The organism is Pseudomonas sp. FSL L8-0168 (genome assembly GCF_037976155.1).
GTDB lineage: Bacteria > Pseudomonadota > Gammaproteobacteria > Pseudomonadales > Pseudomonadaceae > Aquipseudomonas > Aquipseudomonas paracarnis.
Genome location: NZ_CP150262.1, coordinates 5,843,143 through 5,858,539, shown reverse-complemented (window position 1 = coordinate 5,858,539; position 15,397 = coordinate 5,843,143). Strand labels below are relative to the sequence as shown.

The 15,397-nt window shown below is 62.0% G+C and carries 8 protein-coding genes; 6 read left to right on the top strand and 2 right to left on the bottom strand.

The window, feature by feature from the left end; translation table 11 throughout:
• Positions 1–40 precede the first annotated feature (40 nt).
• On the top strand, positions 41–3,994 hold the full coding sequence (gene putA / locus MHH62_RS26840; RefSeq protein WP_339232159.1) for a trifunctional transcriptional regulator/proline dehydrogenase/L-glutamate gamma-semialdehyde dehydrogenase: 3,954 nt from the start codon (positions 41–43) through the stop codon (positions 3,992–3,994).
• A gap of 241 nt (positions 3,995–4,235) precedes the next feature.
• The gene (locus tag MHH62_RS26835; protein WP_103451922.1) at positions 4,236–6,038 is read left to right on the top strand and encodes an acyl-CoA dehydrogenase; all 1,803 of its coding nucleotides are present in this window, start codon (positions 4,236–4,238) and stop codon (positions 6,036–6,038) included.
• A 3-nt stretch (positions 6,039–6,041) separates the two neighbouring features.
• Here MHH62_RS26835 and MHH62_RS26830 read toward each other — a convergent pair whose 3' ends face one another.
• Together MHH62_RS26830 and MHH62_RS26825 are read right to left on the bottom strand one after the other, a co-directional pair.
• Positions 6,042–6,335: a cell division protein ZapA gene (locus MHH62_RS26830; RefSeq protein WP_003187971.1), complete on the bottom strand. Its 294-nt coding sequence runs from the start codon at positions 6,333–6,335 to the stop codon at positions 6,042–6,044.
• Positions 6,332–6,562, bottom strand: coding sequence for a hypothetical protein (locus MHH62_RS26825; protein ID WP_003187970.1), 231 nt, complete (start codon positions 6,560–6,562; stop codon positions 6,332–6,334). The genes MHH62_RS26830 and MHH62_RS26825 overlap by 4 nt, the downstream gene beginning before the upstream one ends.
• Before the next feature lie 277 nt (positions 6,563–6,839).
• Here MHH62_RS26825 and MHH62_RS26820 point away from each other — a divergent pair, with 277 nt between their 5' ends.
• The 4 genes from MHH62_RS26820 (at position 6,840) to MHH62_RS26805 (ending at position 15,394) form a co-directional block, all read left to right on the top strand.
• A complete protein-coding gene (locus tag MHH62_RS26820; RefSeq protein WP_032904071.1) occupies positions 6,840–8,465 on the top strand; it encodes a methyl-accepting chemotaxis protein in 1,626 nt (541 codons plus the stop codon).
• A gap of 241 nt (positions 8,466–8,706) precedes the next feature.
• The gene (locus MHH62_RS26815) at positions 8,707–10,449 is read left to right on the top strand and encodes a potassium/proton antiporter (protein WP_014716612.1); all 1,743 of its coding nucleotides are present in this window, start codon (positions 8,707–8,709) and stop codon (positions 10,447–10,449) included.
• 49 nt (positions 10,450–10,498) lie between these two features.
• On the top strand, positions 10,499–13,882 hold the full coding sequence (gene mscK, locus MHH62_RS26810; RefSeq protein ID WP_014716611.1) for a mechanosensitive channel MscK: 3,384 nt from the start codon (positions 10,499–10,501) through the stop codon (positions 13,880–13,882).
• A gap of 48 nt (positions 13,883–13,930) precedes the next feature.
• On the top strand, positions 13,931–15,394 hold the full coding sequence (locus MHH62_RS26805; protein ID WP_020301658.1) for a YdiU family protein: 1,464 nt from the start codon (positions 13,931–13,933) through the stop codon (positions 15,392–15,394).
• The last annotated feature ends 3 nt before the right edge of the window (positions 15,395–15,397 follow it).

The following is a 15,397-nucleotide window of genomic DNA, read 5'->3' as shown; positions in this document are numbered from 1 at the left end:
GCAGATGCCACTCGGTAGTGGCACCCATGAGGATAAAAAAATGGCAACGACCACCCTTGGGGTCAAACTCGACGACCCGACCCGCGAACGCCTGAAGGCCGCCGCGACCTCCATTGATCGTACGCCGCACTGGCTGATCAAGCAGGCGATTTTCAATTACCTGGAGAAACTCGAGGGTGGTGCAACCCTGTCCGAGCTCAATGGCTTGAGCAGCAAGGAGGCCGATGATGCAGGCGAGGTCCAGGCCGACCACGCCCACCAGTGCTTCCTTGAGTTCGCCGAGAGCATCCTGCCGCAATCGGTATTGCGTGCCGCAATCACCGCCGCTTACCGGCGCCCCGAGCCGGAAGTGGTGCCGATGCTGATCGAACAGGCGCGCCTGCCGGCGCCGATGGCCGAAGCCACCAACAAGCTGGCCGCGAGCATTGCCGAAAAACTGCGCAATCAGAAGAGTGCCGGCGGCCGTGCCGGTATTGTTCAGGGCCTGCTGCAAGAATTCTCCCTGTCGTCCCAGGAAGGCGTGGCGCTGATGTGCCTGGCCGAAGCGCTGCTGCGTATCCCGGACAAAGGCACCCGCGATGCGCTGATCCGCGACAAGATCAGCACCGGCAACTGGCAGCCACACCTGGGCAACAGCCCTTCGCTGTTCGTCAACGCCGCCACCTGGGGCCTGCTGCTGACTGGCAAGCTGGTGTCGACCCACAACGAAGCGGGCCTGACCTCGTCCCTGAGCCGCATCATCGGCAAGAGCGGCGAGCCGATGATCCGCAAGGGCGTCGACATGGCCATGCGCCTGATGGGCGAGCAGTTCGTCACCGGCGAAACCATCGCCGAAGCCCTGGCCAATGCGAGCAAGTTCGAAGCCAAGGGCTTCCGCTATTCCTACGACATGCTCGGTGAAGCCGCCCTCACCGAACACGACGCCCAGAAGTACCTGGCCTCGTACGAACAAGCCATTCATTCCATCGGCAAAGCCTCCCATGGCCGTGGGATCTATGAAGGCCCGGGCATCTCCATCAAGCTCTCCGCCCTGCACCCGCGCTACAGCCGTGCGCAGTACGAGCGTGTGATGGACGAGTTGTACCCGCGCCTGCTGTCGCTGACCTTGCTGGCCAAGCAGTATGACATCGGCCTGAACATCGACGCCGAAGAAGCCGACCGCCTGGAGCTGTCCCTGGACCTGCTCGAACGCCTGTGCTTCGAGCCGCAATTGACTGGCTGGAACGGCATCGGCTTTGTGATCCAGGCGTACCAGAAGCGTTGCCCGTATGTGATCGACTACGTCATCGACCTGGCCCGCCGCAGCCGCCATCGCCTGATGATCCGCCTGGTAAAAGGCGCGTACTGGGACAGCGAAATCAAGCGCGCCCAGGTCGAAGGCCTGGAAGGCTACCCGGTGTACACCCGTAAGGTGTACACCGACGTTTCCTACATTGCCTGCGCGCGCAAACTGCTGTCGGTGCCGGAAGTCATCTACCCGCAGTTCGCCACGCACAACGCCCACACCCTGTCGGCTATCTACCACATCGCCGGTCAGAACTATTACCCCGGCCAGTACGAGTTCCAGTGCCTGCACGGCATGGGTGAACCGCTGTACGAACAGGTTGTAGGCAAGGTTTCCGAAGGTAAGTTGAACCGTCCGTGCCGTGTGTACGCGCCGGTCGGTACCCACGAAACGCTGCTGGCCTACCTCGTACGCCGCCTGCTGGAAAACGGCGCCAACACCTCGTTCGTCAACCGCATCGCTGACCAGTCCATCTCGATCCAGGAACTGGTAGCCGACCCGGTGGCCAGCATCGAGCAAATGGCAACCCAGGAAGGCGGTTTCGGCCTGCCACACCCGCGCATCCCTTTGCCGCGTGACCTGTACGGCAGCGACCGCGCCAACTCGGCCGGTATCGACCTGGCCAACGAACATCGCCTGGCCTCGTTGTCCTGCGCCCTGCTCGCCACTGCTCACAACAACTGGAAAGCCGCACCGATGCTCGGTTGCGCCGCCAGCAATGAAGCGGCACAACCGGTGCTGAACCCGTCCGACCTGCGTGATGTGGTCGGCCAGGTACAGGAAGCCACCGTCGAAGACGTCGACAACGCCATCCAGTGCGCCATCAGCGCCGCGCCGATCTGGCAGGCCACCCCGCCCGCCGAACGTGCTGCCATCCTGGAGCGCGCCGCCGACCTGATGGAAGGCGAGATCCAGCCGCTGATGGGCCTGCTGGCCCGTGAAGCCGGCAAGACCTTCGCCAACGCCATCGCCGAAGTGCGTGAAGCCGTGGACTTCCTGCGTTACTACGCGGTGCAGGCGCGCAACGACTTTACCAATGACGCCCACCGCCCATTGGGCCCGGTGGTGTGCATCAGCCCGTGGAACTTCCCGCTCGCCATCTTCAGCGGCCAGGTAGCTGCAGCGCTGGCTGCCGGTAACCCGGTGCTGGCCAAGCCTGCCGAGCAGACGCCGCTGGTGGCTGCCCAGGCCGTACATATTCTGCTTGAAGCCGGTATTCCGGAAGGTGTGCTGCAATTGCTGCCAGGCCAGGGCGAAAGCGTCGGTGCCCGTCTGGTGGGTGATGATCGCGTCAAAGGCGTGATGTTCACCGGTTCCACCGAAGTGGCGCGCCTGCTGCAACGCAATGTCGCCGGTCGCCTGGATGCCCAGGGTCGCCCGATTCCGCTGATCGCCGAAACCGGTGGCCAGAACGCGATGATCGTCGATTCCTCGGCGCTGACCGAACAAGTGGTGATCGACGTCGTATCGTCGGCCTTCGACAGCGCCGGTCAACGTTGTTCGGCCCTGCGCGTACTGTGCCTGCAGGAAGATTCGGCAGACCGTGTGGTCGAAATGCTCAAGGGCGCCATGGCTGAATGCCGCCTGGGTAACCCGGAACGCCTGTCGGTCGACATCGGCCCGGTGATCGACGCCGAAGCCAAGGCCGGTATCGAGAAACACATCCAGGCCATGCGTGACAAAGGCCGCAACGTTTACCAAGTGGCGATTGCCGACGGTGAAGAGATCAAGCGCGGCACCTTCGTGATGCCGACCCTGATCGAGCTGGAAAGCTTCGACGAACTGCAACGCGAGATCTTCGGCCCGGTGCTGCACGTAGTGCGCTACAAGCGCAAAGAGATCGACCAGCTCATCGGCCAGATCAACGCTTCCGGCTACGGCCTGACCCTGGGCGTGCACACGCGCATCGACGAGACCATCGCCAAGGTGATCGACAACGTCAATGCCGGTAACGTCTACGTCAACCGCAACATTGTTGGCGCCGTGGTCGGCGTGCAGCCGTTCGGCGGCGAAGGCCTGTCGGGCACTGGCCCGAAAGCCGGTGGCCCGCTGTACCTGTACCGCTTGTTGTCGACTCGTCCTACCGATGCAATCGAGCAATCCTTCGTACGCGGCGACAAGTTGGCCGCGCCGGATGTGCGCCTGCGTGATGCCATGAGCCAATCGCTGACCGCCCTGAAAACCTGGGCCGACGGCAATAAGTTCAGTGAACTGAGCGCCCTGTGCACGCAATTCGCCGCCCAGTCGCAAAGCGGTATCACCCGCCAACTGGCCGGCCCGACCGGCGAGCGCAACAGCTACGCCATCCTGCCGCGCGAGCACGTACTGTGCCTGGCCGAAGTGGAAGGCGACCTGCTGACCCAACTGGCGGCGGTATTGGCCGTCGGTGGTTCGGCGGTATGGCCGGAAACCGAGCTGACCAAGGCCTTGTTCCCACGTCTGCCTAAAGAGATTCAGGCGAAGATCAAGCGCGTGGCTGACTGGACCAAGGACGACGTGGTGTTTGACGCCGTGCTGCATCACGGTGATTCCGACCAACTGCGTGCGGTGTGCCAGCAAGTGGCGCAGCGCGGTGGGGCGATTGTCGGGGTGCATGGCCTGTCGCAAGGCGAAACGGCGATTGCGCTGGAGCGTCTGGTGATCGAGCGTGCGTTGAGCGTAAACACCGCCGCGGCGGGTGGTAACGCCAGCCTGATGACCATCGGCTAACTGACACACCGCGGCTGATCGCGGCTGATCGTTCCCACGCTCCGCGTGGGAATGCAGCTTAAGGACGCTCTGCGTCCAGAAGCGTGACGCGGAGCGTCAAAAGAGGCGCTCCCACGCAGAGCGTGGGAACGATCTCGATGCCTCGCCAGCGTTCTGCCCCTCTATCACTTAGATCAATCTTGCTACCCACCCTCCATTCCCGCACTTAGACTCAGGCCAATTCCTTCAAAGGTAATCCGCCATGTCCGAGACGCTACTCAGTTCCCGCAATCTGGCTTTCGAGCTGTACGAAGTCCTCGATGCCGAGGGCCTGACCCAGCGTGAGCGGTTTGCCGAGCACAACCGCGAAACTTTCGACGCTGCAATCAGCACGGCGCGCAGCATCGCCGAAAAGTACTTCGCCCCCCACAACCGCAAGAACGACGAAAACGAACCGCGTTATGAGAACGGCCAAGCGATCCTGATCCCGGAAGTCAAACCCGCCGTAGACGCCTTCCTGGAGGCCGGCTTCCTCAACGCAGCACGTAGCTTTGAAGCAGGTGGCATGCAACTGCCGACCCTGTTGTCCCAGGCCTGTTTCGCGCACTTCCAATCGGCCAACGCCGCCTCGACGTCCTACCCGTTCCTGACCATGGGCGCCGCCAACCTGATCGAAAGCTTCGGCACCGAGGAGCAGAAACAACGCTTCCTGCAGCCAATGATCGACGGGCGCTTCTTCGGCACCATGGCCCTGACCGAGCCCCATGCCGGTTCTTCCCTGTCGGACATTCGTACCCGTGCAGAACCCGCGGCTGACGGCAGTTATCGGCTCAAGGGCAACAAGATCTTTATCTCCGGTGGCGACCATTCGCTGTCGGAAAACATCGTGCATATGGTGCTGGCAAAATTGCCGGACGCTCCCGCAGGCGTGAAGGGCATTTCGCTGTTTATCGTGCCCAAGTTCCTGGTCAACGAGGACGGCAGCCTGGGCGCTCGCAACGATGTGCTGCTGGCAGGGCTGTTCCACAAGATGGGCTGGCGCGGCACCACGTCCACGGCGCTTAACTTTGGCGATAACGGCAACTGTGTCGGCTATCTGGTGGGCAAGCCGCACCAGGGGCTGAGCTGCATGTTCCAGATGATGAACGAGGCACGCATCGGCGTGGGCATGGGCGCGGTGATGCTCGGTTACGCCGGCTACCTCTACTCCCTGGACTACGCCCGCGAACGGCCCCAGGGGCGCCTGCCTGATAGTAAAGACCCGAGCACCGCACCGGTGGCGATCATCCAGCACGCCGACATCAAGCGCATGCTACTGACCCAGAAAGCCTATGTGGAAGGCGCCTTTGACCTCGGACTCTACGCGGCGCGGCTATTCGACGACACCACCACCCTGCAAACCGACACCGAGCGCAAGCAAGCCCACGAACTGCTCGACCTGCTCACGCCCATCGTCAAATCCTGGCCGTCGGAGTTCTGCCTCAAGGCCAACGAGCTGGCGATCCAGATTCTCGGCGGCCACGGCTACACCCGCGAATACCCGGTGGAGCAGTACTACCGCGACAACCGCCTGAACCCCATCCATGAAGGCACCCACGGCATCCAGTCCCTGGACCTGCTCGGGCGCAAATTGGCGCAGAACGGCGGCGCCGGTTTAAAGCAGTTGATTCGCCTGATCGCCGAAACCGGAGCCCGGGCGCAAAAGCACGCTTCACTCACGGCACTGCGAGAGCCTCTGGAGCAACTGGTAAACCGGCTGCAAAGCGTCACGATTGGCCTGCTGACCGATCTCGCCCAAGGCAAGGTCAACAGCAGCCTGGCGAACTCGGCGCTGTACTTGAAAGTGTTCGGGCACACGGTGATTGGCTGGCGCTGGCTGGAACAGGCAGTCCGCGCCGAAGAAGGGCTGGCCAAGGGTGACGTGGCCGATGCCGCCTTCTACAAGGGCAAGCTCCAGGCCGCCCGGTACTTCCTGACCTGGGAAGTACCGAGCTGCCATCATGAACTGGCGATTCTGGAGGCACGCGACGATACGTGCCTGGGCATGCAAGAGGAATGGTTCTAGCCCTCAGGGCTGACCGATCACCTTGGAAATCACATCGACCGTGGCGCTGACTTGCTCTTGGTAACGGTCGAGTTCCTGCTGGTGCGCCTGTTGCATTTCAATCTGCTCGGCGCACAGGTTCAGCGCGGCCAGTACCAATAGCTTGTCACCGATCAGGGTCGGGTACTTTTTCTTGGTAACCGCCAGGGAGGCCTTGAGCATGGTCACGGCATGCATCAGGGTCTGATCTTCGCCGGCCGGTGCCTTGATCGAGTAATCCTCTCCGAGAATCGAAACGACCTTTATGCCCTCACTCATGCGCTGACAGGCCCTGCACTTACACGCTCAACCAGCGCCTGGATGCGGGCGGCGGTGGCGCCGTGCTTTTCTTCCTGTTCCATCAGGTTCAGTTGCAGGCTGTCGTTTTCGTCCTTGGCGCGGGCCAGCTCGGCCTTGAGGGATTCGTTGCTGCCCAGCAGTTCTTGATTCTGCTGTACGAGGTCGCTGACCAGTTGTTCCAATTGGCTGAGGGATGCTTCTAACATTTTGATTTCTCGGGCGTTTAAAAAGGGCGGTGACGATAAAGAAAATTCACCTCGGATGCCAGGGTTATCCCCGGCCGCGCAGCCCGATGTTGCAAGGCCGGGCCGCACTTTCGAGCCTTAGTGACTGCATTTACCCGATCTGGTTCCTGAACTCACCCAACCCCTGGTCCGATGCGACAAAAGCGCGCGCCCCCTTAAGACTTTAGTCGCAGGGCCGATAAGGCGGGCACACCTCGTCTCATGGCCGCATGGATAGCGCCTCCCCCAGGACTCCAGCATGTCTCTTCGTAATATGAATATCGCCCCGAGGGCCTTCCTTGGCTTCGCGTTTATTGGCGCCTTGATGTTGTTGCTCGGTGTGTTCGCCCTGAACCAGATGAGCAAAATTCGTGCAGCCACCGAAGACATCACCTCGGCCAGCGTGCCCAGCATTCGCGCCCTGGATGAATTCACCCAACTGACCCTGCGCCTGCGCGTGCTGTCGTACCGCTTGCTGACCAACCGCGAGCCAGATGTACAGCAAAAGACCCTGGAAGCCTTCGAACTGCGCAATCAGCAGATTCGCACAGCCCAGGACATCTACGAAAAACTGATCACCAGCACCGAAGAGCGCAACGCTTACAACGAGTACGTGCGCTTGCTGGGTCAGTACCGCCAGATTGAAGAGCGCATGAAGAGCCTGTCTCGCGCCAATCAGGTCAACGAGCTGCGCAGCCTGCTCAACACCGAGTTGCTGGACAACTCCGAGCAGGTCAATGCGGTCTTGACCCGCTTGCTGGATATCAATAACGACGACGCCAACGCCACCAACCAGCGCGCCAAAGACCAATACGACATGGCCTTTGACCTGGTAGTAGGCCTGCTGGTGGTTGCCACGGCGCTGACCTTGCTGTTCGCCTGGCTGCTGACACGCAGCATCACCCTGCCCATCGCACAGGCGCTAGAAGCCGCCGAAGAAGTGGCCGAAGGCAATCTGACGCGCCCGATCACCGTGGACGGCAACGACGAAGCCGGACGCCTGCTCGCGGCCATGGCCAAGATGCAACACAAACTGCGCGACACCCTGCAACGTATCGCCGGCTCCGCTACCCAGCTGGCGTCTGCCGCTGAAGAGCTGAATGCGGTCACCGACGAAAGCGCCCGTGGCCTGACCCAGCAGAATAACGAAATCGAACAGGCCGCCACTGCCGTCAACGAGATGACCAGCGCGGTGGAAGAAGTCGCACGCAACGCGGTGAGCACCTCCGAAGCCTCGCGCAACGCCACCACCTCTGCCGGCGACGGCCGCGACCTGGTGCAGGAAACCGTTAGCGCCATCGAACGCATGAGTACCGATGTGCAGGCCACAGCGTCCCTGATTGGCGATCTGGCCAATGAATCGCGGGATATCGGCAAAGTGCTGGACGTGATCCGTGGCCTGGCTGACCAGACCAACCTGCTGGCCCTGAACGCAGCGATTGAAGCTGCGCGCGCCGGCGAAGCCGGACGTGGTTTCGCCGTGGTGGCCGATGAAGTACGGGCCCTTGCCCATCGCACCCAGCAGTCCACCAGCGAGATCGAACGCATGATCGGCAGTATCCAGACGGGTACCGAACATGCAGTGGATTCGATGCGTAACAGCACCGAGCGGGCCGAATCGACACTCAACATTGCCCGAGGCGCGGGCCTGTCGCTGGACACCATCAACACGGCGATTGTGGAGATCAACGAGCGCAACCTGGTGATCGCCAGCGCGGCGGAAGAACAGGCCCAGGTGGCGCGGGAAGTGGACCGCAACCTGGTGAATATCCGTGACCTGTCGGTGCAATCGGCCACCGGCGCCAGCCAGACCAGTGCGGCGAGCGGCGAATTGTCGCGGTTGGCGGTGGACCTGAACGGGATGGTCGGAAGGTTCCGCCTCTGAAATAAGCCTTTGCTCACACCGCATACCCTGTGGGAGCTGGCTTGCCTGCGATAGCAATCTATCAGCTAACGCCCCTGGCGCCTGGCACACCGCAATCGCAGGCAAGCCAGCTCCCACATTTGATCGATGCGCAGCCACAAAAGCTTTTTGACAGCGCAGCAATTCAACAGGTTAGAATCCCTGGCACGCAGACTGCATGGTCAGTTTGCGTCCTGTCTTCCCCTGCCCTGGAGTACTGCCTTTGAATGCGACGACCATCAACAGCCTGTTCTTGATCGGCGCGTTGCTGGTGACTGCGAGCATTCTGGTGAGTTCGCTTTCGTCACGCCTGGGGATCCCCATCCTGGTGATTATCCTGGCCGTGGGCATGACCGCCGGGGTCGATGGCGGTGGCATCATTTTCGATAACTACCCGACCGCCTACCTGGTGGGCAACCTCGCCCTCGCCGTGATCCTGCTCGACGGCGGTTTGCGCACCCGGGTGGCGAGTTTCCGCGTGGCGCTGTGGCCGGCATTGTCCCTGGCCACGGTGGGGGTGTTGATTACCACCGGCCTCACCGGCATGGCTGCGGCCTGGCTGTTCGACCTCAATATCATCCAGGGCCTGCTGATTGGTGCCATTGTCGGCTCCACGGACGCCGCGGCGGTGTTCTCACTGCTGGGCGGCAAGGGCCTCAACGAGCGGGTCAGCGCCAGCCTGGAAATCGAATCGGGCAGTAACGATCCGATGGCGGTGTTCCTCACCGTCACCCTGATCGACATGCTCGCCAGCGGCCAGACCGGCCTGCACTGGAGCCTGCTCACGCACCTGATCCGCGAATTCGGCATCGGTGGCCTGGTAGGCCTGGGTGGCGGCTGGCTGATGTTGCAACTGGTCAACCGCATCAACCTGGCCAACGGCCTGTACCCGATCCTGGTGATCGCCGGCGGCCTGTTCGTGTTTGCCCTGACCAACGCCCTGCACGGCAGCGGCTTCCTCGCCGTGTACCTGTGCGGGCTGGTGATCGGCAACCGCCCGGTGCGCAGCCGCCATGGCATTTTGCATATGCTCGACGGCATGGCTTGGCTGGCGCAGATCGGGATGTTCTTGGTGCTGGGCCTGCTGGTCACGCCTCACGATTTGCTGCCCATCGCCCTGCCCGCCCTGGGCCTGGCGCTGTGGATGATCCTGTTTGCCCGGCCGCTGTCGGTGATGGTTGGCCTGCTGCCATTCAAAGCGTTCCACGGGCGCGAAAAGGCCTTTATCGCCTGGGTCGGCCTGCGCGGCGCGGTACCGATCATCCTCGCGGTGTTCCCGCTGATGGCCGGTCTGCCCCATGCACAGCTGTACTTCAACCTGGCGTTCTTTATCGTGCTGGTCTCGCTGTTGGTGCAGGGCACCAGCCTGCCGTGGGTGGCCAAGTTGCTCAAAGTCACCGTACCGCCAGACCCGGCACCGATCTCCCGCGCGGCCCTGGAAGTGCACGTCACCAGCGAGTGGGAGCTGTTCGTCTACCGCCTCGGCGCCGAGAAATGGTGCATCGGCGCGGCCCTGCGCGAGCTGAAAATGCCCGAAGGCACGCGCATCGCCGCGCTGTTTCGTGGCCAGCAACTGCTCCATCCGTCGGGTAGTACGGTGCTGGAAGTCGACGATTTGCTCTGTGTGATCGGCCACGAACACAACCTGCCGGCTCTGGGCAAACTGTTCAGCCAGGCACCGCAACGGGGCCTCGATTTGCGCTTCTTCGGCGACTTCGTCCTCGAAGGCGACGCCCAGCTGGGCGCGGTTTCCGCCTTGTACGGGCTCAAGCTTGAGGGTATCGACCCGGACATGCCGCTGAGCCGTTTCATCACCCAGAAGGTGGGCGGTGCACCGGTAGTCGGCGACCAGGTGGAGTGGAACAACACCATCTGGACCGTCGCCGTCATGGACGGGAACAAGATTGGCAAAGTCGGCGTCAGATTCCCCGAAGGAAGTCGCCCGGGCCCCGGACTCTTCCTCTAAACTGCGGGACAACGACGCCCCGATTCTTCACTTTGCAAGACCGGTCTCTATGCCAACCCTGCGTACTTTTCTCGCCACTGCCCTGCTGGGCCTGACCCTTTGTGTTGGCAGCGTATACGCCGCCGACCCGCCCAGCGCCGAAGCCGTCCAGCAAAGCCTGGATAAACTGCCCGACCGCAAGCTGCCTGACGCCGACATGAAGGCGCTGCAGGCGACCCTGCAACAGACCCTGACCTACCTGGGCAATCAGCAGGACTACGAGCAGCGCCTGGCCGACCTCAAGCGCCAGCTGGAAGAGGCCCCGCGCCAGACCAATGAGAACCAGCGTGAGCTGGCGCGCCTCAAGGCCACCAAAATCATTCCGGTGGCCCAACGCTACGCCAGCCTGCCGGTGCCGCAGCTTGAGCAGTTATTGGTGCAACGCAGCACCCAGCAAGGCGACCTGCAAAAAGAACTGGCCGACGCCAACAGCCTGACCATCGCCGCCCAGACCCGCCCCGAGCGCGCTCAGACCGAAATCAGCAGCAGCCAGACGCGCATCCAGCAAATCAACGCGACGCTCAAGCTTGGCAAAGACAACGGCAAGCCCCTCAGCAGCGATCAGCGCAACCAGCTCAACGCCGAACTGGCGGCCCTGAATGCCTTGATTCCCCTGCGCCGCCAGGAATTGGCCGGCAACAGCCAGCTGCAAGATTTGGGCAACAGCCAGCATGACCTGATCCAGGAAAAAACCGCACGCCTGGAGCAGGAAATCCAGGACCTGCAAACCCTGATCAACCAGAAACGCTTGGCCCAGTCCCAGCAGACGGTGACCCAACAGTCCATCGAAGCGCAGAAAGCCGGCGGCAGCAGCATCCTGGCCAAGGAAAGCGCAGACAACCTGAAGCTGTCCGACTACCTGCTCAAAAGCACCGACCGCCTCAACGACCTGACCCAGAAAAACCTGCAGACCAAGCAGCAACTGGACACCGTGACCCAAAGCGATTCGGCCCTGGACGAGCAGATCAACGTGCTCAAGGGCAGCCTGCTGCTGTCCAAGATTCTCTATAAACAAAAGCAGGCCCTGCCGCGTCTGACCGTGGACAAAGACCTGGCCGACGACATCGCCAACATTCGCCTGTACCAGTTCGAGGTCAACCAACAGCGAGAGCTGATCACCTCCCCCAGCGCCTATGTGGACAACCTGCTGGCCAACCAGCCGCCAGATGAAGTCACCCCGCAACTGCGCCGCACCCTGCTGGAAGTGGCGATCACCCGCAGCGACCTGCTGGAACGCCTGAGCCGCGAACTGAGCGCACTGCTCAACGAGTCCATCACCCTGCAACTGAACCAGAAACAACTGCTTAGCACCGCCAGCACCCTGCGCGCCACGCTCGACGAGCAAATGTTCTGGATCCCCAGCAACAAGCCGCTGGACACCGAATGGCTGGAAACCGTACCGGCGCATCTGAGCAAACAGGTCACCACCCTGCCCTGGGCGTCCAGCGTCAGCGAGCTGTATGACGGCCTGACCCAACGCCCGCTGCTGTTCCTGCCGTTGCTGTTGCTGATCGGCGCGCTGCTGTGGCGGCGCAATGCGCTGTATGTGCGCCTGAAAAAGGTTCACCAGGACATCGGCCACTTCAAGCGCGACAGCCAGTGGCATACGCCGCAGGCCATCCTGATCAACATCCTGCTGGCGATGCCCGTGGCCCTGGGCCTGGCGCTGTGCGGCTACGCGTTGCAGATCGACGCCCGCGGGCAAAACGCCAACCTGGGCGCGGCCTTGCTGCAGATCGCCCAAGCCTGGCTGGTGTTCTACACCGCCTACCGCATCCTCGCGCCGGGCGGCGTGGCGGAGCTGCACTTTCGCTGGGAGAGGCCGCAGGTCGAATTCCTGCAAGGCTGGATACGCAAGCTCGGGCTGGTGGTACTGGCGTTGGTGGCCGTGGTCGCAATTGCCGAACATCAACCGGCCGCGCTGGCTGACGACGTGTTGGGTATCGCCGTGGTGCTGACCTGCTACGGGCTGATGGCCTGGCTGCTGGGCCGCCTGCTGCTGAACAGCCCAACCCATGAAAAGGCCTCGTTGTTTCGCAAAGCAATCGGCGTGGTGTTCACCGCCCTGCCCATCGCGCTGTTTATTGCCGTGTGCTTTGGCTATTACTACACCGCGCTGAAACTCAGTGACCGGCTGATCAACACCCTGTACCTGCTGATGTTCTGGCTGGTGATCGAAGCCACCTTCGTGCGCGGCCTGGGTGTTGCCGCACGGCGCCTGGCCTACGCCCGCGCCCTGGCCAAACGCCAGGCAGCCAAGGAGGCCGGTGACGGCGAAGCGGTGATCGAAGAGCCGACCCTGGACATCGAGCAGGTCAACGAACAGTCCATGCGCCTGATCCGCCTGGCCCTGCTCGGCGGCTTTATCGCGGCGTTGTATTGGGTGTGGTCGGACCTGATCTCGGTATTTTCCTACCTGGACAACGTCACGCTGTACGAATACACCAGCGGTACCGGTGCGAATATCAGCATGGTGCCCATCAGCATCGGCGACCTGCTGGGGGCGTCGATTATCATCGGTATCACCTTCGCTCTGGCGCGCAACCTGCCCGGCCTGCTGGAAGTGCTGGTGCTGTCCAAGCTCGACCTGGCCCAAGGCAGTGCCTACGCCACCACCACCTTGCTGTCCTACATCATTGCCGGCGTGGGTTTTGTCACCACCCTTTCCACCCTCGGTGTGAGTTGGGACAAGCTGCAATGGCTGGTGGCCGCGCTGTCGGTGGGCCTGGGTTTCGGCATGCAGGAGATCTTCGCCAACTTCATCTCCGGCATCATGATTTTGTTCGAACGCCCGGTGCGCATCGGCGACACCATTACCATCGGCAACCTGTCGGGTACGGTGAGCAAGATCCGTATTCGTGCCACCACCATTACCGACTTCGACAATAAAGACATCATTGTCCCCAACAAGACCTTCATTACCGGGCAGTTGATCAACTGGTCGCTGACCGACACCATCACTCGGGTGACCCTCAAACTCGGCGTGGACTACGGCTCCGACCTCGACCTGGTGAAGGAACTGTTACTGAAAGCCGCTCGGGAAAACCCTCGGGTCCTGAAAGAACCGGAACCCCATGTGTACTTCCTCAACTTCGGCGAAAGCACACTGGACCACGAGCTGCGCATGCACGTGCGCGACCTGGGCGACCGCAACCCGGTGCTCGACGAGGTCAACCGCTTTATCAACCGTGAGTTCAAGAAACAGCACATCAACATCTCGTTCCGGCAGATGGAGATCTACCTGAAAAACCTCCACGGCCAGGAATACAAACTGGTGCCGGCCGAGGATGAGCGCAAGACCATCGTGCAGCCCGTCGACCAGCCCGACGCCCCAGAGCCACCTGCGGGCAAAGTGGTGGATGCGCCGGAGCCGCCACCCAGCAAACTCGACTAAATGCCCTATCCCCAGCAGAATGCTCGGACATTCTGCTGGAGATGGCCGGTGAAAGCCCTCGACGAACTGACCTTCGACAATCGCTTCGCACGCCTGGGCGATGCGTTCTCAACCCACGTTCTGCCCGAACCCCTGGACGAACCGCGCCTGGTGGTAGCGAGCAAGGCCGCCATGGCGCTGCTCGACCTCGACCCGGCCGTGGCCGAAACCTCCGTGTTTGCCGAACTGTTTGGCGGCCACAAACTGTGGGCCGAAGCCGAGCCACGGGCGATGGTGTATTCCGGGCATCAATTCGGCGGCTACACGCCGCAACTGGGCGATGGCCGCGGGTTGCTGCTGGGCGAGGTCTATAACGAGGCCGGCGAGCATTGGGATTTGCACCTCAAGGGCGCCGGGATGACGCCTTACTCGCGCATGGGCGACGGGCGGGCGGTGTTGCGCTCTTCGATTCGTGAATTCCTCGCCTCCGAAGCCCTGCATGCGCTGGGCATCCCCACCAGCCGCGCCCTGTGCGTGATCGGCTCCAGCACGCCGGTATGGCGGGAGAAACAGGAACGCGGGGCGATGGTTTTACGCCTGGCCCACAGCCATATTCGCTTCGGGCACTTCGAATATTTCTATTACACCAAGAAGCCTGAGCAACAGGCCGAACTGGCCGAGCACGTGCTGAACCTGCACTACCCCGAATGCCGCGAGCAACCCGAGCCTTACCTGGCGATGTTCCGCGAGATCGTCGAGCGCAACGCCGAAATGATCGCCAAGTGGCAGGCTTATGGTTTTTGCCACGGCGTGATGAACACCGACAACATGTCGATCCTGGGCATTACCTTCGACTTCGGGCCCTTCGCGTTTCTCGATGATTTTGACGCGCACTTCATCTGCAACCATTCCGATCATGAAGGCCGCTACTCCTTCAGCAACCAGGTGCCGATCGGGCAATGGAACCTCAGCGCCTTGGCCCAGGCGCTCACGCCGTTTATCAGCGTTGACGCACTGAAAGAAGCCCTCGGCCTGTACCTGCCGCTGTACCAGGCGCACTACCTGGACTTGATGCGCCGCCGCCTGGGCCTGACCACCGCCGAAGACGCCGACCAGCAGTTGGTGGAGCGCTTGCTCAAGCTGATGCAGAACAGCGGCGTGGACTACACGCTGTTCTTGCGCCACCTGGGCGATGAACCCGCTGCTCTGGCCGTGGCGCGGCTACGTGATGACTTTGTCGACCTGGCCGGGTTCGACGCCTGGGCCGAGCAGTACAAGGCCCGCGTGGCGCGGGACGGGGATTACACCCAGGAACAGCGCCGTGAGCGCATGCACGCGGTCAACCCGCTATATATCCTGCGCAACTACCTGGCCCAAAACGCCATCGCCGCCGCCGAATCAGGCGACTACAGCGAAGTGCGGCGGCTGCATGACGTGCTGACCAGACCGTTTGAGGAACAAGCGGGGATGGAGCAGTACGCGCAACGACCGCCGGATTGGGGCAAGCATTTGGAGATTAGTTGTTCGTCTTGACCT